Raw genomic sequence first — 22480 nt, 5'->3', positions numbered from 1 at the left:
ACGTGGCCGGCTGGTCGATCCGGGACTCAGGGAGTCGTGGGGACCGTGATCTCGCCGGAGATGATCTTCTGCTTGTAGTCGTCGAGCTGGGCCTTGATGTCGTCGATCTTGCCGCCCGTCGTGGAGTAGTCCACGCCGCCGGCCTCGAGGTCGAACGACTTCTCGCCGGCCGTGAACTTGTCGTCCGCGATCGACTTGATGAAGTCGTAGACGCCGACGTCGACCTTCTTGATCATCGACGTGAGGATGACGTCGCGGACCGCCGCGTCGGCCGTGAGCGCCTGGTCGGCGTCGACGCCGATGGCCAGCTTGTTCGCGGCCTTGGCGGCCTGGAAGACACCACCGCCGGAACCACCCGCAGCGTGGTAGACGATGTCGGCGTTGGCCTGGTACATCCCTTCGGCGGCCGCCTTGCCCTTGGCGACGTCACCGAAACCGGAGAAGTCCGGCGGCTGGGTGAGGTACTGGACCTTGATGTCGATGTCGGACTTGACGGCCTTGGCGCCGGCGATGTAGCCCGCCTCGAACTTCTTGATGAGGGGCGTCTCGACGCCGCCGACGAACCCGATGACGTTGGTCTTCGTCTTGAGGGCGGCAGCCGCGCCGACGAGGAACGACCCCTCGTGCTCGGCGAAGGTGACGTTCTCGATGTTGTCGCCCTTGGCGTCCGTCGAGTCGATGAGGGCGAACTTGACGTCGGGGTTCTCCCCGGCGACCTTCGCCACCGACTGCGCGTAGGCGAAGCCCACCGCGACGATGTTCGTGTAGCCGGCGTCGATCAGCTGCTGGAGCCGCTCCTCGCGAGCCGACTCGGCCTCGCCGTTCTGCGCGACGGCCTCCTTGCTGTCGAGGTTCAGCTCGGCCTTGGCCTTGTCCAGACCGGCAGCCGCGGCGTCGTTGAAGGACTGGTCACCACGACCGCCCACGTCGTAGGCCATACCGACCTTGAGCTGCTCAGCGGCCGGAGCGCCGCCGGTGCCGGTGTTACCCGCGCCTGGTGTGGCGGCCGGGGTGTCGCTGCCACAGGCAGCAAGTCCGAGCGCGGCAGCCGCGATGACTGCTGCGACCTTGGTTGCATGACGCAAGGGATGCTCCTTCGCTCCATCGGCCGACGACGACATCGGCCCTGATTCCCGCACTGTAGACCCGCGTCCGGACCCGATCGGGACGGGGCTGGAAAACGCGCCGCAAGTGTTACCTATCCGCGACCCCGTTGTGCGTGCGGTGCGCGCCCACCCAGTGACGCACTTCACTACTCGGCAGTAGCGAGGGCTCCGCCGCCCGGCCGGGCCAGCAGGTGGTGGGCCGCCGCTGCGAGCACGCATCCCGCGAGGGTCGCCGCGCCGACCGCGATCGCGCCCTCGTCGATGACGAGGTCGCCGCGGTGCAGGTCATAGGTCGGCCCGCCGGGGCGGCGGGTGCCGAGCCGGGCCATCGCACCAGGGACGTGGGTCAGGTACCAGGCGAAGTCCTCGCCGCCCAGCGACTGCGGTGTCGGCGCCACCGTGGCGCCGGCCCCGACCACCGCGGCGGTGAACGCGTCGATGCAGGCGGCGTCGTTGACGACGGGTGGCACACCCTTGGTGATGGTGACGTCGGCGGCCACCCCGTACGGCGCCACCACGGCGTGCACCACCTCGTCGAGGAGCTTCTCGACGCCCGCCCACGTCTCCACGTCGAGCATCCGCAGGGTGCCAGTCGCCCGGCCGGTGGCCGGGATGACGTTGTGCGCCCCGCCACTGTGGATCGACCCCCACACGAGGGCCGCAGCCGCTCGGGGGTCGATCCGGCGGGAGAGCGCCGCCGGGACGTCCGTCACCACCTTGGACAGGGCGTAGGTGAGGTCCTGGGTGAGATGCGGTCGGCTCGTGTGGCCGCCGCGCCCGGTGAGGGTGACGTCGATGTGGTCGGCCGCCGCGGTGATCGGGCCGACGCGGAGCCCGACGTGACCCACGTCGAGGGACGGGTCGCAGTGCAGGGCGAAGATCCGGTCGACCCCCACCAGGCCGTCCTGGGCGACGACGTCCTCTGCCCCGCCCGGCATCAGCTCCTCGGCGGGCTGGAAGACGAGCCGAGCGGCGACACCGTGGTCCCGGAGCCGCTCCTCCACGGCCTTGAGCGCGAGGGCGGCGCCGAGCAGCGCGGTCGTGTGCACGTCGTGGCCGCACGCATGGCTGACCCCGTCGGTGCGGGAGGCGAACTCCAGGTCGGTCTGCTCGCGGATCGGTAGCGCATCGAGGTCGGCGCGCAGGCCGATCCGGACCACCGGCTCGGGAGCGCCGACGTCCGCCACCAGCCCGGTCCCCTGCAGCCGGTGCACGGCGATGCCCTCCGACTCGAGGCGCTCCGCGAGCAGCCGCGTCGTGCGGACCTCGGCGCGTCCCAGCTCGGGGTGCTGGTGCAGGTCCCGCCGGAAGTCGATGAGCTCACCCTCGGACTCGGTCACGACTCGGGAGATCTCATCGAACAACGGGGTCATGGTCACGAGCACGAGAGTCTACCGAGCGGATGTCCGGGTCCCGACCCGCCGACGAGACCGACGCGCCCGCCCGCCGCCCGACGGAGGCCGCCCTGGGAGCGAGCCCAGCGGCATACGGCCTGGGTCAGAAGCTCTCGCGAGGCTGGTAGGTGCCCCACACCTCACGCAGCGCGTGGGCCACCTCTCCACCGGTCGCGCGGGCCGCGAGGGCCCGCTTCATCGGGTAGAGGACGTTGTCCGTGCCGCGGGCCGCGTCCTGAAGCTCGGCCAGCGCCGCCTCGACCGCCTCGTTGTCGCGCTCCGCGCGCAGGGCCGCGAGGCGCTCACGCTGCTCCGCCTCGATCTGCGGGTCGACGCGCAACGGGTCGTACTTCTCCTCGACGTCGACCGTGTACTTGTTGACGCCGACGACGATGCGCTCACCGCTGTCGATCTCGAGCTGCACGCGGTAGGCGGAGTGCTCGATCTCCGACTTCTGGAAGCCCTGCTCGATCGCGGCCACCGCTCCCCCGCGGTCCTCGACCTGCTGGATGAGCGCGAGCGCGGCCTCCTCGATCTCGTCGGTCATCGACTCGACGACGTAGGAGCCGGCGAACGGGTCGACCGTCTTGGTCACGTCCGTCTCGAACGCGATGACCTGCTGGGTGCGCAGGGCGAGACGGGCCGCCTTCTCGGTCGGCAGCGCGATCGCCTCGTCGAAGGAGTTGGTGTGCAGCGACTGGGTGCCGCCGAGAACCGCGCCGAGGCCCTGGAGCGCCACCCGGACGAGGTTGACCTCGGGCTGCTGGGCGGTCAGCTGCACCCCGGCAGTCTGGGTGTGGAAGCGGAGCATCTGGCTCTTGGGGTTCGTCGCGCCGAACTGCTCCTTCATGATCTTGGCCCAGATCCGGCGAGCCGCGCGGAACTTCGCGACCTCCTCGAGGAGCGTCGTGCGCGCGACGAAGAAGAAGGACAGGCGCGGGGCGAAGTCGTCGACGTCGAGACCGGCCGCCTGGGCGGCCCGGACGTACTCCATCGCGTTGGCCAGCGTGAAGGCGATCTCCTGCACGGGAGTCGCTCCGGCCTCGGCCATGTGGTAGCCCGAGATCGAGATCGTGTTCCAGCGGGGCAGCTCCTGTTGGCAGTACGCGAAGATGTCGGCGATGAGGCGCAGGCTCTCGCGCGGCGGGTAGATGTAGGTGCCGCGGGCGATGTACTCCTTGAGCACGTCGTTCTGGATCGTGCCCGTCAGCTGGTTGCCCGCGACACCCTGCTCCTCGGCGACGAGCTGGTAGAGCAGCAGCAGCGTCGACCCGGGCGCGTTGATCGTCATCGACGTCGAGATCTTGTCGAGCGGCAGGCCGTTGAAGAGCGTGCGCATGTCGTCGAGGCTGTCGATCGCGACCCCGACCTTGCCGACCTCACCGTGCGCGATGGGCTCGTCGGAGTCGTAGCCCATCTGCGTCGGCAGGTCGAACGCGACGGAGAGGCCACCCGTGCCGGCCCTGACGAGCTGGTGGTAGCGCTCGTTGGACTCCTTGGCCGTGCCGAACCCGGCGTACTGCCGCATCGTCCACGGCTTGCCGGTGTACATCGTCGGGTACACCCCCCGCGTGAACGGGTAGCTGCCCGGCGCGCCCAGCCTGGTCTGGGGGTCCCACCTGCTCAGCGCCGACGCGTCGTAGACGGGCTTGATCGGCAGGTCGGACTCGGAGCGCGCGCCAGTGCTGTCAGCCATGCTGCCGAGAGTAGTGGCGTCGTCCGTCGTCGTGGCCGGTGCGGACGTCGAACGTCGTCCACGTCACTCCGTCGTCTCGCACGTCGGGCACCCGGCCGTATGCCGCTGGGCTGGCGAGCCGGGCCCAACCTCCTTGCCTGCCCCCCGGGGTGGGTCCATGGTGAGGACATGCCCGTGATCGAGGTCCGCGACCTCCACAAGTCCTTCGGCCGCACCATCGCTCTCGACGGACTCGACCTCGTCGTCGAGCGCGGCGAGATCCACGGGTTCCTCGGGCCGAACGGGGCCGGGAAGTCGACCACCCTGCGGATCCTGCTCGGCCTCGTGAGGGCCGACAACGGCTCCGCGCGGGTCCTGGACGGAGACCCCTGGCACGACGTGGAGACGCTCCACCGACGACTCGCCTACGTGCCCGGCGACGTCGTCCTCTGGCCGAACCTCACCGGCGGCGAGGTCATCGACCTGCTCGGTTCCCTGCGCGGTGGCCTCGACGAGAAGCGGCTCGCGGACCTGCTCGCCCGCTTCCAGCTCGATCCCACCAAGAAGGGGCGGTCCTACTCGAAGGGCAACCGGCAGAAGGTCGCGCTCGTCGCGGCCCTCGCCTCCGACGTCGAGCTGCTCCTGCTCGACGAGCCGAGCTCCGGGCTCGACCCGCTCATGGACGCGGAGTTCCGGAGCTGCGTCCGCGACTTCGCCGCCGGAGGGGGGACCGTCCTGCTGTCGAGCCACATCCTCGGCGAGGTCGAGGCGCTCGGGGACCGGGTCAGCATCATCCGCGCCGGGCGGAACGTCGAGTCGGGCGCCATCGACGAGCTGCGGCGGCGGGCACGGACCACCGTGGAGGCGTTCCTCGCGCAGCCGGTGAATGCGAGCGAGCTGTCGAAGGTCCCCGGAGTGGCTGACCTCGTCGTCGCCGGGGACCGGGTCACCTGCTCGGTCGACACGACCCACCTCGGTGAGCTGCTCGCGCGGCTCGGGACGCACGGAATCCGCGGCCTGACGAGCCAGCCCCCCACGCTCGAGGACCTCTTCATGGACCAGTACCGCGACCGCGAGACGCCGGCGGGTCCCCGATGACCGGACTCGCCGGCACGGGAGCCCTCCTGCGCCTCGCCCTGCGCAGGGACCGGGTCCTGCTGCCGACCAGCATCGTGGCCGTCGTCGGCCTCGTCACCGCTGCCGCCAGGGCGACGATCGACCTCTATCCCGAGCCGGCGCTCGCGATCGCCGCCATGCAGGAAGCTCTCTCGAACCCGGCTGTCGTGGCGCTCTACGGACCGGTGTCCGACCCGTCCTCGATCGACTCCCTGGCGACCTTCAAGACGGTGCTGCTCGGAGCTGTCTTCCTCGTCCTCCTCGTCTATGTCGTCGTCCGCCGGCACACCCGCACGGAGGAGGAGGAGGGCCGCCTCGAGCTGCTCGGCGGGGGCGTCGTCGGCCGGCGGGCGCCGCTGGCGGCGGCCGTCCTGCTCGCCACAGCGGCGGTCCTGCTCACCGCCATGCTCGTCACCGCGGCCTCGGTCCAGGTCGGGCTCGATGACACCGGCTCTGTGGGGCTCGGCATCGCGTGGGCGACGGCGGGGCTGACTTGGGTCGGGGTGACCGCGGTCGCCGCGCAGCTCGCAGGCACGTCCCGCGGGGCCGCCGGCTTCGCCCTCGGTGCGCTTGCCGTCGCCTACGTCGTCCGGGTCATCGGCGACGGGGCCGGGGAGGGGACGCTCGCCAGCGGACTCAGCTGGCTGTCCCCGCTCGGCTGGGTCGTCAAGGTCCAGGCCTACGGCGCGAACCGCCTCTGGGTGGGCGCCCTCGGCGTCATCGCGTATCTCCTGCTCGTCACCCTGGCCTTCCTCCTGCTCGAGCGCCGCGACCTCGGGTCCGGCATCTTCGCCGGCCGCATCGGGCCCGCCCGAGGCCGACTCCGGACCACGGGCGCTCTCGCCCGTCGCCTCGCCAGCGGGACCGTGGCCGGCTGGCTGGTCGGAGTCACCGTCCTCGCGTCGGTGATGGGCTCGGTCGCGCCGAACGTCGAGCGGTTCCTCAGCGGGTCACAGATCCGTGACGTGCTGACCCGCCTCGGCGGATCCGCCGGAAGTCTCATCGACACCTTCTTCGCGACCGAGCTCGGCTTCGCGGCCGTCGCCGTGTCCGCTCTCGGCATCGCGCTCGTCCTCCGCCTCCGAGCCGAGGAGACCGCGGGACGGGCCGAGTCCGTCCTCGCAACCCGCACCACTCGCATCGGCTGGGCGGTCAGCCAGCTCGGCGTGGCGGTGGTCGGGACGGCCCTCGTGCTGGCGGTGATGGGGTTGGTGCTCGGTCTCGTCCGGGGCGGCCAGGTGGGCGACGTGCCGGGGCAGGTGGCCAGCCTGGGCGGAGCGGCGCTCGCCCGGCTGCCGGCTGTATGGGTCTGCACCGCCGTGGCGCTCGCGTTCGTGGGGCTGGCGCCGCGGTTCACCGGGTTCGCGTGGGGCGTGCTGCTCACCTTCTTCGCGCTCGGCGAGTTCGGCGAGCTGCTGGAGCTGCCCGGGTGGCTCGTCGGCCTCTCCCCCTTCGCGCACCTGCCACGGTTGCCGGGAGGTGCAGTGGAGTGGGCGCCTCTCGTCGCGCTGCTCGCGGTGGCTGCCGCCCTCGGCGGCGCCGGGCTGTACGGCCTCCGGAACCGCGACATCACCTGAGCTACGACGAGGGCCGCTACGGTACCGCCATGACCTCGATGGACGACTTCTGGGCCGTCATCCCGGCCGGCGGCGCCGGCACCAGGCTGTGGCCGATGTCCCGGCGCACCTCCCCCAAGTTCCTGCACGACCTCACGGGCTCAGGGCAGTCGCTCCTCCGGGCCACCTGGGAGCGGCTGTCGCCCCTGGCCGCCGAGCGAGTTCTCGTCGTCACGGGGTCGGCTCACGCTGAGGCCGTCCGGGCGCAGCTGCCGATGCTCCCCCGCGACGCCGTCGTGACCGAGCCCAGCCCGCGAGACTCGATGCCCGCCATAGGTCTGGCCGCGGCGATCCTCGAGCGTCGCGACCCGGAGGCCGTCCTCGGGTCCTTCGCTGCAGACCACGTCATCACCGAGGTCGCCGCCTTCCATGCGGCGGTTCGGCAGGCGGTCGTGCTGGCACGTCGGGGTGAGCTCGTCACGATCGGCGTCGAGCCGACCCATGCCGCAACCGGGTTCGGCTACATCCGCGAGGGTGACCCACTCGGCGTCGTCGGTGCCGAGTCGGGGCGTCGAGTGCGCGAGTTCGTCGAGAAGCCGGACGCTGCAACGGCGAGACGGTATGTCGACTCAGGCGAGTTCCGCTGGAATGCAGGGATGTTCGTCGTCGGAGCCACCACCTTGCTGGAACTGCTCGCGCAGACCCACCCTGACCTCACCGACAACCTGCGCATCATCGCCAGCGACCCGAGACGCATGACCGACCTGTGGCCCACCCTGCCGAAGGTGGCCATCGACCATGCCGTCGCCGAGCCGGCGGCTGCAGCGGGCAGGGTTGCCGTGGTGCGGGCTTCGTTCGGCTGGAACGATATCGGCGACTTCGCTTCTCTCGCAGGCATTCTCGCGGAGTCGGACAGAGCCCCACGGCTCCGCGTCATCGCCGGGGAGGACGACGTGGTGTCCATCGACTCGACCGGGCTCGTCGCGGCTGACAGTGGTCGCGTCGTCGCTGTCGTCGGGCTCGAGGACATCGTCGTCATCGACACCGCAGACGCCTTGCTCGTGACGACGCAGGAGCGTGCCCAGGACGTCAAGAGGGTCGTCGAGGAGCTGCAGCAGCGCGGTCGAGCAGACCTGACCTGACGGCAGGAAGTGCACACTCGACGGGGCTCAGTCGCGACCGTAGATGTCGCGGGTGTACACCTTGGCGGCGACGTCCGCCAGCTCGTCGGAGTGGCGGTTCGCGACGATGACGTCTGCCTCGGCCTTGAAGGCCGCGAGGTCGCGGACCACCCGTGAGCGGTAGAAGTCGTCGGTCTGGAGGGATGGCTCGTAGACGATCACCTCGACGCCCTTGGCCTTGATCCGCTTCATGATCCCCTGGATGCTCGAGCTGCGGAAGTTGTCGGAACCCTCCTTCATGACGAGGCGGTACATCCCGACCACCCGCGGCTCCCGCCGGAGGATGTCCTTCGCGATGAAGTCCTTCCGAGTCGTGTTCGAGTCCACGATCGACCGGATCAGCGTCTGCGGCACCTGGTCGTAGTTGGCCAGCAGCTGCTTGGTGTCCTTGGGCAGGCAGTAGCCGCCGTAGCCGAACGACGGGTTGTTGTAGTGCGACCCGATCCGCGGGTCGAGCCCGACGCCCTCGATGATCGACCTCGCATCGAGACCGTGCATCGCGGCATAGGTGTCGAGCTCGTTGAAGTAGGCGACCCGCATCGCGAGGTAGGTGTTGGCGAACAGCTTGGTCGCCTCCGCCTCGGTCGGGTTGGTCAGCAGGACGGGGATGTCGGTGTCCTCGGCCCCCTCGACGAGGAGGTCGGCGAACTGCTTGGCCTCGGGCGACAGGTCCCCGACGATGATCCGGCTGGGGTGCAGGTTGTCCCACAGGGCTCGTCCCTCGCGGAGGAACTCCGGCGAGAAGAGCACCTTCGCGCCGGGGTACTCCGTGCGGATCCGCTCGGTGAAGCCGACCGGAACGGTCGACTTCACGACGACGGTCGCGCCCGGCGCGAGGCGACGGACGTCGGCGATGACCGACTCGACCGACGACGTGTTGAAGTAGTTGGACCGGGGGTCGTAGTCGGTCGGCGTCGCCACGATGACGAAGGTCGCACCCTCGTACGCGTCGGCGGGCTCGACCGTGGCCCGGAGGTCGAGCTCGCGCTCAGCCAGGTACTCCTCGAGCTCCGCGTCAACGATCGGCGAGCGGCGGGCGTTGACCAGCTCGACCCGGCGTGCGTCCAGGTCCAGGGCGACGACCTCGTTGTGCTGGGCCAGGACGACGGCGTTGGAGAGGCCCACGTAACCGAGGCCCGCGACTGCGATCTTCACACCGGACACCCTAGACGGTGCCCGAGGGCACGGCTCAGCGCGACCGAGCCCAGCGGCATACGGCGTGGTGGGCGGACGTCACCGGAGCGTCACGCAACACACCCCACGACGTCGCCCCCACCTCATCCGGGCTCGGGACCGTGGAGTCGTGCGAGCTGCGATCGTGACCGAGTCGTTCCTCCCGAGCCTCAACGGCGTGACCACGAGCGTGTGCCACGTGGCCGACCAGCTCCGCTCCCGGGGGCATGACGCCGTCATCATCGCGCCGCGGGCGCGAGAGGCGATGCCGGACACCTACCTGGGCTTCCCGGTGCACCGGATCACCTCGCTGCCGTTCCGCCAGTTCGACGTCGGCCTGCCGAGCGCCGAGATCGAGCAGATCCTCGCGGACGCGGCACCCGACGTCGTCCACGTGGCCAGCCCCTTCGTCATCGGGGCCCGGGGACTGCGAGCAGCGGCCCGCCTCGGACTGCCCACGGTCGCGATCTTCCAGACCGACATGGCGGGCTACGTCCGCCACCACACCCCCGGCTCGGCGGGCCGGGCCACCGCCAGCACGACCTGGCGTTGGATCCGGCGCATCCACTCATGGGCCGATCTCACGCTGGCCCCCTCCAGCGGGGCCCTCGCCGACCTCCGCGCCCACGGCGTGCCCCGCACGCAGCTGTGGGGGCGCGGGGTCGACACCTCCCTCTTCTCCCCCGCCTGGCGCGCCGACGCGCTGACCCGCGCATTGCGGCGCGAGCTCGCCCCCGACGGGGAGCGACTCATCGGCTACGTCGGCCGCCTGGCTCCGGAGAAGGAGCTCGAGCGCCTCGCCGAGCTCGCCGACGTGCCGCACACGCGGCTCGTCATCGTCGGCGACGGACCGTCGCGGCTGAGCGTGGGCGAGTTGCTCACCGAGGCCGTCGCGGCGTCGCCGGGCCGGCCCAACCGGCCCCCCGTCTTCCTCGGGTCCCGGACCGGAGCGGACCTGGCGCGCGCGTATGCCGCGCTCGACCTCTTCGTCCACACCGGCACGCGGGAGACGTTCGGGCAGACCATCCAGGAGGCCGGGGCGTCCGGCGTGGCCGTCGTCGCGCCCCGCGCGGGCGGGCCGATCGACCTCGTCACCGAGGGGCAGAACGGGCACCTCTTCGACCCCGACCTGCCGGGGTCGCTCCGCGAGGCCGTATGCCGCTCACTCGCCTCCCCGGACCATCTGTCCGAACTGGGTCAGCGGGGTCTCGAGCGGGTCCGCGACCGGTCGTGGGCCGCGGTGGTCGACCACCTGGTCGAGCACTACGAGGCCGTGGCCGGCCAGCGCCTGTCAGCGGTGGCGTGAGCCACTCGGGCCGAGGCGGCGGCGCCCGATGCAGATGCCGTGTCCGGTCTGCGCGACCCAGTGGAAATTGTCACAGTCGCGCGTTTACCGGCGAGTAGGATCCTGACTCCCCGAGCGCGGCGATATGGTGCCCCCCGTGGCCACCAACACTCTCCCAAGGACGGGACCCGCCTCGGCGCGCCGCACGACTGTGTTCCTCAAGATGGTCATGGCCGTGTCCGGTGCGCTCTTCGTGCTCTACGTCCTCCTGCACATGTACGGCAACCTCAAGATCTTCGCCGGCGTCGAGTCCTTCGACCACTACGCCGAGAGCCTGCGGACCCTGCTCACCCCGATCCTCCCCGTCGGCGGCGTCCTCTGGCTGCTGCGTGCGCTCCTCATCGTCGCGGTTGTCGCCCATGTCTGGTCGGCCGCCCAGCTGTGGCAGCGGGCCAACGGGGCCCGCTCGACCCGGTACATCGCCAAGGAAGCCGCACGCGCCGGACTCACGTCCAAGGCGATGCGCTGGGGCGGGCTCGCGCTCGTCCTCTTCATCATCTGGCACCTGCTGCAGTTCACGGTCGTCAAGTTCAACGTCGGTCCCGACGCGGCCGGCGACAGCGTCGGCCGCCTCGTCATCAGCAGCTTCCAGGTGTGGTGGGTCGCCCTCATCTACGTGGTCGCGATGATCGCCCTCGGGATGCACCTCTACCACGGCGTCTTCAGCGCCAGCCAGACGCTCGGGTGGTCCTCGACGGCCCGGGCCCGGGCCCGGGCCCGGGCGACGGCGACCGTGATCGCCCTCGTGGTGGCCGTCGGATTCATCCTCCCGCCGCTCGCCATTCTCTTCGGAATCGTCAAGGGGAACTGACCGATGACTCAGCAGACCTCCGGTCTCATCCACGGGCTCTACGCCGAGGGCGAGCCGATCCAGGACACCAAGGCTCCCCCCGGCCCGGTCGCCGACCGGTGGAACACCCGCAAGTTCGAGGCGGCCCTCGTCAACCCGGCCAACCGCCGCAAGCTCTCCGTCATCATCGTCGGCACCGGGCTCGCCGGTGGCGCGGCCGCCGCGACGCTCGGTGAGGCCGGCTACCACGTGAAGTCCTTCTGCTACCAGGACTCCCCGCGTCGCGCCCACTCGATCGCAGCCCAGGGTGGCATCAACGCGGCGAAGAACTACAAGGAGGACGGCGACTCCGTCTTCCGCCTCTTCTACGACACCGTCAAAGGTGGCGACTACCGCTCCCGCGAGTCGAACGTCTACCGGCTGGCCGAGGTCAGCGCGAACATCATCGACCAGTGCGTGGCTCAGGGCGTCCCGTTCGCTCGCGAGTACGGCGGACTCCTCGACAACCGGTCCTTCGGTGGCGTCCAGGTCTCCCGCACCTTCTACGCCCGCGGCCAGACGGGCCAGCAGCTGCTCATCGGGGCCTACCAGGCCCTCGAGCGCCAGATCGCCGCAGGCACCGTCGAGATGTTCAGCCGGCACGACATGCTCGAGGTCATCGTCGCCGACGGCCGCGCCCGCGGGATCATCGCCCGGGACCTCGTGACGGGTGAGATCGAGACCCACCTCGCCGACGCCGTCGTCCTGGCGACCGGTGGCTACGGCAACGTCTTCTTCCTCTCGACCAATGCGATGGGCTCCAACGTCACGGCGACGTGGCGGGCCCACCGCAAGGGCGCGTACTTCGGCAACCCCTGCTACACGCAGATCCACCCAACGTGCATCCCCGTGGCGGGCGAGCACCAGAGCAAGCTGACCCTGATGTCCGAGTCGCTGCGCAACGACGGCCGGATCTGGGTGCCCAAGCGCGCGGAGGACTGCGACAAGGACCCGCGCCAGATCCCCGAGGAGGACCGCGACTACTACCTGGAGCGGATCTACCCCAGCTTCGGCAACCTCGTCCCGCGCGACATCGCATCGCGGGCCGCGAAGAACGTCTGCGACGAGGGTCGCGGCGTCGGCCCGAAGGTCGGCGACTTCCGTCGCGGTGTCTACCTCGACTTCACCGACGCCCTGCGCCGGATGAGCAAGGAAGCCGTCGCCGAGAAGTACGGCAACCTGCTCGACATGTACCAGCAGATCACGGGGGAGAACCCGTACGAGGTGCCGATGCGGATCTACCCCGCGGTGCACTACACGATGGGTGGACTGTGGGTCGACTACGACCTCCAGTCGTCGATCCCCGGCCTCTTCGTCGCCGGCGAGGCAAACTTCAGCGACCACGGAGCCAACCGACTCGGCGCCTCCGCGCTGATGCAGGGCCTTGCGGACGGCTACTTCGTGCTGCCGAACACGATCCGCGACTACCTCGCCAAGGGCCCGTTCCAGAAGCTCGACGAGTCGGACGAGTCGGTCGTCGAGGCCAAGGCGTCCGTCGACGCCCGGCTGGCGCGGCTGCTCGAGATCAACGGCGACCGCACCGTCGACTCCTTCCACCGCGAGCTCGGCAACATCATGTGGGAGTACTGCGGCATGGAGCGCAGTGAAGAGGGCCTGCTCAAGGGCATCGACCTGATCCGCGCCCTGCGCGACGAGTTCTGGCGCAACGTGCGCGTCCTCGGCGCCGCCGACACGCTCAACCAGAGCCTCGAGCGGGCCGGCCGCGTCGCCGACTTCCTCGAGCTCGGTGAGCTGATGTGCATCGATGCCCTCCACCGCCGCGAGTCCTGCGGCGGGCACTTCCGGGCCGAGAGCCAGACCGAGGACGGCGAGGCGCTGCGTCACGACGACGAGTTCGCCTACGTCGCGGCCTGGGAATGGGGCGGCGACAACGGCGGCGCCCCGATCCTGCACAAGGAAGACCTCGTCTACGAAGCCGTCGAGATGAAGCAGCGGAGCTACAAGTGACCGGTATGAACCTCACCCTCAAGATCTGGCGTCAGGCTGGCCCTCGCGCCAAAGGCGAGGTGGTGACCTACCCGGTCACCGACATCTCCCCCGACATGTCGTTCCTCGAGATGCTCGACGTCCTCAACGAGCAGCTCACCGCTCGGGGCGAGGAGCCGATCGCCTTCGACTCGGACTGCCGTGAAGGAATCTGCGGCATGTGCGGGCTGATGATCTCGGGCAAGGCCCACGGCCCGGAGGTGACGACGACGTGCCAGCTGCACATGCGTTCCTTCCATGACGGTGACGAGATCACCGTGGAGCCGTGGCGGGCCGACGCCTTCCCGGTCATCAAGGACCTCGTGGTCGACCGCGAGGCCTTCGACCGGATCATCCAGGCCGGCGGCTTCATCAGCGCCAACACCGGGGCGGCGCCCGAGGCGCACTCGGTGCCGGTGCCCAAGCCGAAGGCGGACCGGTCGTTCATGGCCGCGGCCTGCATCGGCTGCGGTGCCTGCGTCGCCGCCTGTCCCAACGCGTCCGGCATGCTCTTCCTCGGTGCCAAGATCACCCACCTCGGTGAGCTGCCCCAGGGCCAGCCGGAGCGGGACGCCCGCGTCGTCGCCATGGTGAACCAGCACGACCACGAGGGCTTCGGCGGGTGCACGAACATCGGCGAGTGTTCCCTCGCGTGCCCCAAGGAGATCCCGCAGGACGTCATCAACCAGCTCAACCAGGACCTGCGTCGCGCGCTGTCGCACGGCCTCTGAGCGTCCGCAGTCCCCGAAGGCCCGCCCCCTCGCCCGGGGGCGGGCCTTCGGCATGCCGCCGGATGGGGCCCTATGCCGCTGGGCTGGGTCCCTGCAGCTGAGCAGCTAGGGTGTCGGCCGTGAGGTCTCACGCCGCGACGATGCAGCGCTCACTGTCGACCGTGGGCGTCGTGGTGACGCTGGCGCTGGCCTCCCCGACCGCGGCGATCGCGGCCCTCGCGACCAGGACTCCCGTGGCCGCCACCCCGACCCCGCGGTGCGAGGAGTGGCAGACCGTCACGCAGGTCCCGGTGTCCGGCAGCACTCGACCGACCCGGCCCTCGTCCACCGCGACGCCCAGACCGCGAACGAGCCCGGCCTGCCGCAACGCTCCGCCGGCGCCCTTCCCCCACCCCGCCTGGGACCCGCCGACGGTCGTCGGTGGACCGCGGCTCGCCGCCACCGGCCTGGTCGCCGACGTCCCGGCCGGTGCTCACCGGCCGCCGCCAGTCCCGGACGTGTCCTACGTCCTCGCCGACCTCGACACGGGTGAGGTTCTCGCGGCCAAGTCGCCGCACGCGTGGCTCCGGCCCGCGAGCACGCTCAAGACCCTGACCGCCCTCGCCTTGATCCCCCGCCTCGATCCCGCGCGTCGGGTCCTGGCCACGTCCGAGCACGAGGCAGCGGACGGCACTCGGGTGGGGATCCTCGCCGGCAACCGCTACCCCGTGAGCACCCTGTTCGACGCTCTGCTGCTCTCCTCCGCGAACGACGCCGCCTACCTGCTGGCCGACGCCGCCGGGGGCTACGAGCAGACGGTGTCTCTCATGAACGAGACGGCTGTCGGGCTGGGAGCCCACGACACCGTCGCGGTCGACCCGAGCGGGCTCGACGAAGACGGGCAGCACTCGAGCGCCTATGACCTCGCCCTCATCGGTCGGGCGGCCATGCGGCTGCCCACCTTCCGCAGCTACGTGAGCAAGCGGGACGCCGCCTTCCCCGGCGGCACGAACCGGGCCACCGGCACCGTCTACCGGTCATTCCAGATCCAGAACATCAACGAGCTCCTCGGGAGGTACCCGGGAGCGATCGGGATCAAGCCCGGTCGGACGAACCGGGCCCAGCACACCTTCATCGGCGCCGCCACGCGCGCGGGGCGGACCCTCATCGTGACGCAGATGGGTAGCACGACCGGAGACTGGAAGGACACGGCTGCGCTCCTCGACTGGGGCTTCGCCAACGCCGACGTGGCCTCACCCGTGGGGGTCCTCGTCGAGCCCGACGCCGCGCCGCCGCCGCCTGTTCCAGCCGCCGCTCCACCGATGCCGGGGACGCCGCCGGCCCCCAGCGCGGCCGCCAACCCGACGGCGACTCTCGGGTCGGCCCAGGCTGCGGTGCCGGAGTGGCCGGTCACGGAACGGACCGCAGTCGGGGTCGCCACGTGGGGAGTCACTGCCCTCGCCGCCGCGGTCGGCCTGGGGCTGCTCGGCCTGGGGCTGCTCGTCGTGGCGCGGCGACACGCTGGTCACAGGTCCAGGCCGTCCAGCCGGCTGCGCCAGGGTCCGACCGTGCATCGGTTGCCCTCGGCCCACGCCGCCTTGCTGCCCGCGGCCCACGCCGCCTTGCTGCCCGCGGCCATCGGCGCCGCTGCGACGCTCCTCTTCGTCCGGTTCACCCCACCCGGACAGCCCTACGACGAGCCGGCGCACTGGTCCAACGTGCTCTTCTATGCCAGACAGCACCGGATGCCCGTCCTCGGAGAGCCCGGGACGCAGTACGAGGCCCAGATGGGCCCGGGCTACTACGCACCGAGTGCCCTCATCGCCGACGTCGCGGGAGCCGGAACCGGCGAGGCGCCTTTCTGGGCGGTCCGGCTGGCCTGGGTCCTGCTCGTCCCGGTCCTCGTGGTGCTGACCGCGCAGACGGCGGCCGCGCTCGGCGCCACCCGCCACACCCGGCTCAGTGCAGCTGCGCTGGTCGCCGTGAACCCACTCATGCTCGCGATGGGCTCGACGGTGCAGAACGACTACCTGGCCATCGTCGTCGCCGCCGCTGCGGTGCTGCTCGGAGTGCGCCTCCTCCGGCGTCCCACCCCCTCCTGGTGGGGCCACGTCCTCCTCGGTGCGCTCATCGGCCTGGCGATCCTCGTCAAGGTGGTGGCAGTGGCTCTCCTCGCGGCGGCCCTCCTGACGCAGGCGCTGCGCACGGACACCACCCCTCGCGTCCGGACGGCCCAGGCCCTCGCCGTCACCGCCGGCGTCGTCGCCGCAGCGGGCTGGTGGTTCGTGCGCAACCTCGCCCTCTACGGTGACCTCACGGGCGCCCAGGGCATCGCCAGCCTCGGCGTGTCCTTCCCGCCGATGCGGCTGACCAGCGCAGAGCAGGCAGTGACCTGGCTCGGCTCGATGGTCTCGTACCTCTTCGTCCCGGTGGAGTACTACCGGAACGCCGTCAACGCGCCGCTCGCCCTCGAGGCCCTCGCGGTCGGGGCGGCTGTCGCCCTGGTCATTCTGCTCGCCAGGGCGGCGCGTCGCCGGGGAGCCCCGGTCCTGGCGCTGCCTCGTCGCGTCCGCCGCGACCCCGTCCGCCTCCTCATCGTCTCGGTGCTCGTCATGACGGTCGCCGCCTACCTCGTCTACGCGCTCGCTGTCGCCTGGATCGCGGCGCGGCTGCTCTTCCTCGCCGCGCCCGTGGGGGCCGTCGTGATCGCGATGGCCGCCCGGGACCGAACCGGCCGGGCGATCGTCGCAGGGCTGCTCACCGCCTTCGTCATCGCCGACGTCTGGCTGCTGATCAGCCTCGCCCGGCTGCCTCGAGCGGAGTACTGGATCTTCTGAGAACGGCCGCCTCAGGAGCGGCGGGCACGGCGCACGGCTGCCACCGCGAGCGCCCCCGCGGCACCAAGCACGGCACCCGCGAGGGCGGAGACCCGATCACCCGCCCGACTCGGCGGCGGCCCGGGAGCGAGCTGAGCGGCATACGGCTCAGCTGTGGTCCTCGCGGCAGCCGGAGCGTCCTGCCCCTCGTGGACCTCGGCCTCCTCGCCGGCGAGGCGGGCCACGTCGACGTCGTTGGCTGCCCAGGCGGACGCGAGCAGCACGACGCGCGACATGAGGTTGAGCCAGAAGAGGAGGCCCACCGCGACGGCCACGGCGCCGAGCAACGGGTTCGCCGTGGCCCGCTCGATGAGCACACCGCCGAAGTACTTCATCGCCGTCAGCAGGACCGCGCCGACGACGGCGCCATTGCGCACGTTCGCCCACGGCAACGGGACACCGGAGAGCATCCGGATCAGGACGACCATGAGGAGGGTGTCGAACACGACGCCGACGAGCAGGCCGACGACGGTGACCAGGACCGCGTTCCCGCCGAGGGCGACCCAACCCGCGATCTCCACCGCCAGGCCCCCGACGACGCTCGTCATGATGGCGGAGGCCGCGATGCCCAGCCCCAGCGTGAGGAGGACGCCGAGGTCCCTCAGCTTCGCCGTGACGAAGGACCCCGGGCTGGCGTCGAGCCCGAAGACGCCACGGATCCCGGTCCGCATCGCGCTGATCCACCCGAGCCCCGAGAACAGCAACGTGACGACCGAGACGATGCCGGTGATCGTCAGCGTCGAGCTCTGCGGCGCCGCGAGGCTGATGATCCCGTCCGGGTTGCTCTCGGTCCGCACCATCCCCGGGAGGTAGCCGTTCATCGAGTCGGCGATCGCCGCGAGCAGGTCCGGGCGGCCCTGCAGGACGAACCCGAACACCGTGAAGGCCAGCGCCAGGGCGGGGAAGATCGAGAAGAAGGCGAAGTACCCGACACCCGCCGCGAGCAGGTCCCCGTTGGCGTCGCCGTACCGCTTCCAGGCACGGTACGGCGCGGACGCCTTGAGCCGGGCGCCGAACGTCTTCATCGACATGCTGGGGTCACCCTCCCTGGCTGCCCCGCAGTCGGAAGTCATGGGTGGGACGCCACACCTGGTCAGTACCCAGGACGTAGAGGTGGAACGCGTCCACCCGGAAAGCCACGTGGAAGTCAGCCAGCTCCTCGAAGGCCTGGTCCAGCCGCTCGGTCGACACGTTGTGGGCGACCGTCACGTGCGGGTGGTAGTAGAAGTCGAGGTTGCGCTGGATCGGGCCCGACCGCAGCGCCGTCTCCAGGCGCTCACAGGCCGAGACCCCTTGGGCGACCTGGATGTAGACCACGTCGGAGATGGGTCGGAACGTGCCCGTCCCCCGGAGGACCACCTCGAACGATGCCCGCTCCGCGGCGACCTGCTTGCAGTGGGTGATGAACTCCTCGTAGATCTCGCCCTCGATCGCGGTCGGCGGCAGGAGAGTGATGTGCGCGGGGATCCGCCAGGCCGCAGCGTCACCGAACGCCGCCCGGCGCTCCTGCAGGAAGTCGCCGTGCGGTGACGGGATCGGGATGGAGACACCGATCGTCGTTGGTTCGGTCACACCCCTGACCCTACTGAATCCCGGCCCCGCACCTCGCCCCGGTCAGACTGCCCGGGGAGATGAGGTCGGGTTCATCAACATCGCTTGAGGGCGGGAAGGAGACCGACCCGGTCGTACACCCGGCGCACCGTCGCCTCCGCCACCTCCGCCGCCCGCTCCGCACCATCGGCCAGGATGGCGTCGAGCTGGGCCGGGTCCTGGAGCAGCTCCAAGGTGCGGTCACGGAAGGGGGTGATCGCACTGACGACGACGTCGGCGACCTCCTTCTTGAGGTCGCCGTAGCCCTTGCCCTCGAAGGCCGCCTCGAGCTGCGCGATCGGCGTGCCCGAGAGGGCGTGGTGGATCGAGAGGAGGTTGGAGACGCCCGGCTTGGCGGCCGGGTCGTACCGGATCTCGCGCTCGGTATCTGTCACAGCGGACCTGATCTTCTTGGCGATGCGGGCCGGGTCCTCGAGGAGGGAGATGAGCCCGGAGTCGGACGCCGCCGACTTGCTCATCTTGGCCGTCGGCTCCTGCAGGTCCTGGATCTTGGCGATCTCACGGATGATGTGCGGCTCGGGGACGACCAACGTCTCGCCGAACCGCTGGTTGAACCGACCGGCCAGGTCGCGGGACAGCTCGAGGTGCTGTCGCTGGTCCTCCCCGACGGGCACGACCGCCGGGTCGTAGATCAGGATGTCGGCGGCCATGAGGACCGGATAGGTGAAGAGCCCGACGTTGGCCACGGCGCCCTTGGCCGTCTTGTCCTTGAACTGGGTCATCCGGCTCGCCTCGCCGAAGCCCGTCAGCGTGGAGAGGACCCAGGCCAGCTCCGTGTGCTGCGCGACGTGGCTCTGCACGAAGAGCACGGAACGCGTCGGGTCGACACCGCCGGCGATGAACTGCGCGGCGGTGGCACGGGTCCGCTCCCGCAGGACGCCGGGGTCCGGGAAGACCGTCAGCGAGTGGAGGTCGGCGACGAAGTAGAAGGCATCGTGAGACTCCTGGAGCTTCACCCACTCGACGAGCGCACCGATGTAGTTGCCGAGGTGGAGGGAGTCGCTCGTCGGCTGCATTCCGGAGAGGCTGCGGGGCTGGTGGCTCGAGGGCATGGCTGCATTCTGGCCCATCGGCCGGTGTCGTCCGAATCCGCGTCCGACCGTCGTCAGAGGTCGTAGTCGACGATCACCGGGGCATGGTCGCTCCACCGGGCGGCGTAGCTCTCGGCCCGGCCCACGCTTGCGGACCGGGCGAGGGGGGCCAACGAGGCGCTCGCGAGCTGGTAGTCGATGCGCCAGCCCGCGTCGTTGTCGAACGCCTTCCCACGCCAGGACCACCAGGTGTAGGGCCCGGGACCCGGGCCGTGCAGGACGCGATGGACGTCGACCCAGGCCAGCTCGTCGAACCACCGGTCGAAGTAGTCGCGCTCCTCCGGCAGGAAGCCTGACTTCCTCAAGTTGCCCTTCCAGTTCTTGAGGTCGTCCTCGCGGTGCGCGACGTTGAGGTCGCCGGTGACGACCATCAGCGCACCGGCCTGGGCGGCGCGCTCCAGGCGGCCGGTCATCGCATCGAGGAACAGCTGCTTCTCGACCTGACGACCGGTCCCCGCCTCACCAGTGTGGACGTATGTCGAAGCGACCGTCACGACCCCCGCAGGCGTCGAGACATCCACCTCGACCCACCGGCCCGCCTCGGCGAACGCGCCCTCGACCCCGACGCGCACCGCTGTGTGGGGCTCCCGGGTCGCGACAGCCACCCCGGCGCGGCCCTTCACCGTGCCCTCGGTGTGAGCGACGTGCCAGTGCCCGAGCCCCGCCTCGGCCAGCGCCTTGGCGAGCTCCGTCTCGCCGGCCCGGACCTCCTGGAGGCACAGGACGTCCGGTGCCGCTTGGGAGATCCACGGGGCCGCGCCGCGACGTATCGCCGCCCGGATGCCGTTGACGTTGGCGGTGATGACGCGCATGACGGCCATTCTGCCGGTCGGGTGCGACGTTGCGGACAGGGCCTGCGGGTCACGCCGGCAGAGCCGCTGGTCACACTGGCTGGTCACGCCCGGTGGCCGCCTCAGTCGCGACATAGACTCCGCAGCGTGCCACCGACTGCGCTCGTCCTCGCCCCCCTCCTGCTCGCGGCCGTGCTCGCGGTCGCGGCTGCCGGCAAGCTCAGGGCGCCGGCTCGCTCCGCTGACGCCCTCGTGGCGCTCGACGTCCCGCGATGGCTGCGTGAGCCCCGGCTCGTCAAGGCCCACCCCTGGGCCGAGCTCGCGCTCGCCGTGGGTCTCGTGCTCACCACCGGCTGGCTCGGCACCGCCGTGGCCCTCGCTGCAGCACTCCTCTTCGCCGGCTATCTCGTCCTGATCGTCCGCGCCGCGACCCAGCCGGAGCCGGTCGACTGTGACTGCTTCGGGGCGTTGGGCGCCGGTCCGGTCACGCGCCTCACGGTCGTTCGGAACGTCTGGTACCTCGTGGTGGCCGGTCTCGCCATCTGGGCCCACGCCGCTGGGGTCGGCCCAGCGAGCGCGATGGTCGGCCTTGAGGCTGCGGGGTGGTGGTGGGTCGCCGGGGCCGCGGCCGCTGCGGTGACCGTGGGCGTGACGATGCACGGCCAGGGCAGCGCCCGGCTCGGGGGGGACCCGGCCGACGACGAGGATGACGCCGACGACTACATTCGTGTCCGCACGCCTGCCGTGCCCGTGTCATTGCCTGATGGGGGCACCCGCACCCTGCGTGACCTAAGTCGTGAGCGAGCTCAGCTCATCCTGCTGGTCAGCGAGACCTGCGGCTTCTGTGAAGTGGTGGCAAGGCAGGTCCCGGCATGGCGCAAGGACCTGGAGCTCATCGACCTCCGGCTCTTGGTCCCGACCGAGCCCGGTAAGACCACGATGACGGAGGCTCTCAACGACGCGATGACGCTGCACGACCCGCCCCAACTGGTGCGCGAGACGTTCAACGTACGAGGCATGCCGAGCGCTGTCCTGCTTGGCATCGATGGGCTGGTGGCGGGCGGGCCCGTTTCCGGAACTGTCGCAATCGAGGAGTTCGTGCGGGACATCCGGAACCAGCTCCACAATATTGACACGAAGTGAGGTGCGGCCGGGCGCCAGCCCTCCTCCATGACATGCCGAGCCCACGCGCATTACGCGTGGGCTCGGTGTGGCTCTGAAACGGTCAGGCAGTCGTGGCACAGACGCTGTCACAGGCGGAGGGAACCGTCGTGCAAGCAGCCGGAGGCTTGCAGGAACCTTGGTCGTCGCCCGGCCAAGAGCTCCCCGTAAGGTGACCAGACTGGACCTCGGGCGCGTCCACCGACGGGCAGCCCTCGAAGGACCCGGTGAAGGTGACCTGGAAGGTGCCGCTGGCGCTGCTGGAACTGGAGTTGGTCCAGACGGCAACGGTGACTTCCTGCTCGGCCGGAATCAGGATCCCGTCGTTCGGGGCGACGAGCGTCTGGCACGCCTCGCTCGAGGTCACCTCCGAGATCCCCACCACGCACAGCTCTGCGCCCTTGGCAGTGAAGCTCTCCACTGAGCACAGGTAGTACGGCTGCGTGTTCGCCGTGTTGTCGAAGACCAGGAACGCGACGTAGCCCTTGTCGTAGCAGTTGTCTGCTTGTGACGCACCCGGCAGCTTGCAGAGCTGGCTCTCACCGAACTGGATCTCGGGCGGAACGGGCGATGACGCCGAAGCGGGTGTGCTGGCGGCGACGGCGACGGCGGGGACCGCCCAGGCCGCGCCCTTGACCACGGTGCGCCGCGAAGGGCGCAAGCCGGAGCCGGTCTCGTTGTGGGTCATGTGGGTGACTCCCCCTCAGGAATATGGACGCTGCTCGGGTGCTCCGCGGCTCTGAAACTGCAAACAACGCTCCCCGCGAGCCGAGGCAGACGATACCGCATGGCCGCCTCCGGTGCCGCGCCTTTCCGCGCAGGTCACACCGCTGTTTGCGGATCTGTGACCCGGGGCCCGGAAGTGGGAGAAATCATCAC

Annotated in this window: 18 protein-coding genes; 9 read left to right on the top strand and 9 right to left on the bottom strand. The window is 70.5% G+C overall.

The features are described from left to right. Positions 1-26 precede the first annotated feature (26 nt). The 3 genes from INTCA_RS06075 to INTCA_RS06065 form a co-directional block, all read right to left on the bottom strand. Positions 27-1085, bottom strand: coding sequence for a BMP family lipoprotein (locus INTCA_RS06075; RefSeq protein WP_013492045.1), 1059 nt, complete (start codon positions 1083-1085; stop codon positions 27-29). 167 nt (positions 1086-1252) lie between these two features. Then, positions 1253-2479, bottom strand: a complete 1227-nt coding sequence (locus tag INTCA_RS06070; RefSeq protein WP_013492044.1) for an amidohydrolase — start codon at positions 2477-2479, stop codon at positions 1253-1255. Between the two features lie 124 nt (positions 2480-2603). Beyond that, entirely contained in the window at positions 2604-4196 is a 1593-nt protein-coding gene (locus tag INTCA_RS06065) for an acyl-CoA mutase large subunit family protein (protein ID WP_013492043.1), read from the bottom strand. A 168-nt stretch (positions 4197-4364) separates the two neighbouring features. Between INTCA_RS06065 and INTCA_RS06060 the strand changes: the two genes are divergently transcribed. The 3 genes from INTCA_RS06060 to INTCA_RS06050 are packed head-to-tail and all read left to right on the top strand — an operon-like array spanning position 4365 to position 7989. After that, positions 4365-5273 carry an ABC transporter ATP-binding protein gene (locus INTCA_RS06060; protein WP_041307322.1) on the top strand — a complete coding sequence of 303 codons (909 nt, stop codon included), beginning with the start codon at positions 4365-4367 and terminating at the stop codon, positions 5271-5273. Further along, positions 5270-6868, top strand: a complete 1599-nt coding sequence (locus INTCA_RS06055) for an ABC transporter permease (RefSeq protein WP_013492041.1) — start codon at positions 5270-5272, stop codon at positions 6866-6868. The genes INTCA_RS06060 and INTCA_RS06055 overlap by 4 nt, the downstream gene beginning before the upstream one ends. Positions 6869-6897: 29 nt before the next feature. After that, entirely contained in the window at positions 6898-7989 is a 1092-nt protein-coding gene (locus INTCA_RS06050) for a mannose-1-phosphate guanylyltransferase (RefSeq protein ID WP_013492040.1), read from the top strand. A 27-nt stretch (positions 7990-8016) separates the two neighbouring features. On the opposite strand, the gene INTCA_RS06045 is transcribed toward INTCA_RS06050, so the two are convergent. Continuing rightward, positions 8017-9183: a nucleotide sugar dehydrogenase gene (locus tag INTCA_RS06045; RefSeq protein ID WP_013492039.1), complete on the bottom strand. Its 1167-nt coding sequence runs from the start codon at positions 9181-9183 to the stop codon at positions 8017-8019. Positions 9184-9331: 148 nt separating this feature from the next. Between INTCA_RS06045 and INTCA_RS06040 the strand changes: the two genes are divergently transcribed. The 5 genes from INTCA_RS06040 to INTCA_RS18600 all read left to right on the top strand — a co-directional run bounded on the left by INTCA_RS06040 (position 9332) and on the right by INTCA_RS18600 (position 16908). Next, positions 9332-10507 carry a glycosyltransferase family 4 protein gene (locus tag INTCA_RS06040; protein ID WP_041307320.1) on the top strand — a complete coding sequence of 392 codons (1176 nt, stop codon included), beginning with the start codon at positions 9332-9334 and terminating at the stop codon, positions 10505-10507. A 124-nt stretch (positions 10508-10631) separates the two neighbouring features. Beyond that, positions 10632-11357: a succinate dehydrogenase cytochrome b subunit gene (locus tag INTCA_RS06035; protein WP_013492037.1), complete on the top strand. Its 726-nt coding sequence runs from the start codon at positions 10632-10634 to the stop codon at positions 11355-11357. A 3-nt stretch (positions 11358-11360) separates the two neighbouring features. Next, a complete protein-coding gene (locus INTCA_RS06030) occupies positions 11361-13343 on the top strand; it encodes a fumarate reductase/succinate dehydrogenase flavoprotein subunit (RefSeq protein WP_013492036.1) in 1983 nt (660 codons plus the stop codon). A 5-nt stretch (positions 13344-13348) separates the two neighbouring features. After that, positions 13349-14092, top strand: coding sequence for a succinate dehydrogenase/fumarate reductase iron-sulfur subunit (locus INTCA_RS06025; protein WP_041307319.1), 744 nt, complete (start codon positions 13349-13351; stop codon positions 14090-14092). 119 nt (positions 14093-14211) lie between these two features. Then, positions 14212-16908 carry a D-alanyl-D-alanine carboxypeptidase family protein gene (locus INTCA_RS18600; protein WP_013492034.1) on the top strand — a complete coding sequence of 899 codons (2697 nt, stop codon included), beginning with the start codon at positions 14212-14214 and terminating at the stop codon, positions 16906-16908. Positions 16909-16919: 11 nt separating this feature from the next. Here INTCA_RS18600 and INTCA_RS06015 read toward each other — a convergent pair whose 3' ends face one another. The 4 genes from INTCA_RS06015 to INTCA_RS06000 all read right to left on the bottom strand — a co-directional run bounded on the left by INTCA_RS06015 (position 16920) and on the right by INTCA_RS06000 (position 20461). Beyond that, positions 16920-17978: a YihY/virulence factor BrkB family protein gene (locus INTCA_RS06015; RefSeq protein ID WP_013492033.1), complete on the bottom strand. Its 1059-nt coding sequence runs from the start codon at positions 17976-17978 to the stop codon at positions 16920-16922. 7 nt (positions 17979-17985) lie between these two features. Continuing rightward, positions 17986-18519, bottom strand: coding sequence for a 2'-5' RNA ligase family protein (locus INTCA_RS06010; protein WP_013492032.1), 534 nt, complete (start codon positions 18517-18519; stop codon positions 17986-17988). A 74-nt stretch (positions 18520-18593) separates the two neighbouring features. Beyond that, on the bottom strand, positions 18594-19628 hold the full coding sequence (gene trpS / locus INTCA_RS06005; RefSeq protein WP_013492031.1) for a tryptophan--tRNA ligase: 1035 nt from the start codon (positions 19626-19628) through the stop codon (positions 18594-18596). Positions 19629-19663: 35 nt separating this feature from the next. Next, a complete protein-coding gene (locus INTCA_RS06000) occupies positions 19664-20461 on the bottom strand; it encodes an exodeoxyribonuclease III (protein WP_041308458.1) in 798 nt (265 codons plus the stop codon). A 126-nt stretch (positions 20462-20587) separates the two neighbouring features. On the opposite strand from INTCA_RS06000, the gene INTCA_RS05995 reads away from it, so the two are divergent. After that, a complete protein-coding gene (locus INTCA_RS05995) occupies positions 20588-21583 on the top strand; it encodes a MauE/DoxX family redox-associated membrane protein (RefSeq protein ID WP_013492029.1) in 996 nt (331 codons plus the stop codon). An 82-nt stretch (positions 21584-21665) separates the two neighbouring features. Here INTCA_RS05995 and INTCA_RS05990 read toward each other — a convergent pair whose 3' ends face one another. Further along, positions 21666-22289: a hypothetical protein gene (locus INTCA_RS05990; protein WP_013492028.1), complete on the bottom strand. Its 624-nt coding sequence runs from the start codon at positions 22287-22289 to the stop codon at positions 21666-21668. Positions 22290-22480: the final 191 nt, after the last annotated feature.

This window comes from Intrasporangium calvum DSM 43043 (assembly GCF_000184685.1).
Taxonomy (GTDB): Bacteria; Actinomycetota; Actinomycetes; order Actinomycetales; family Dermatophilaceae; genus Intrasporangium; species Intrasporangium calvum.
This window is presented reverse-complemented; position numbering and strand designations above follow the sequence as displayed.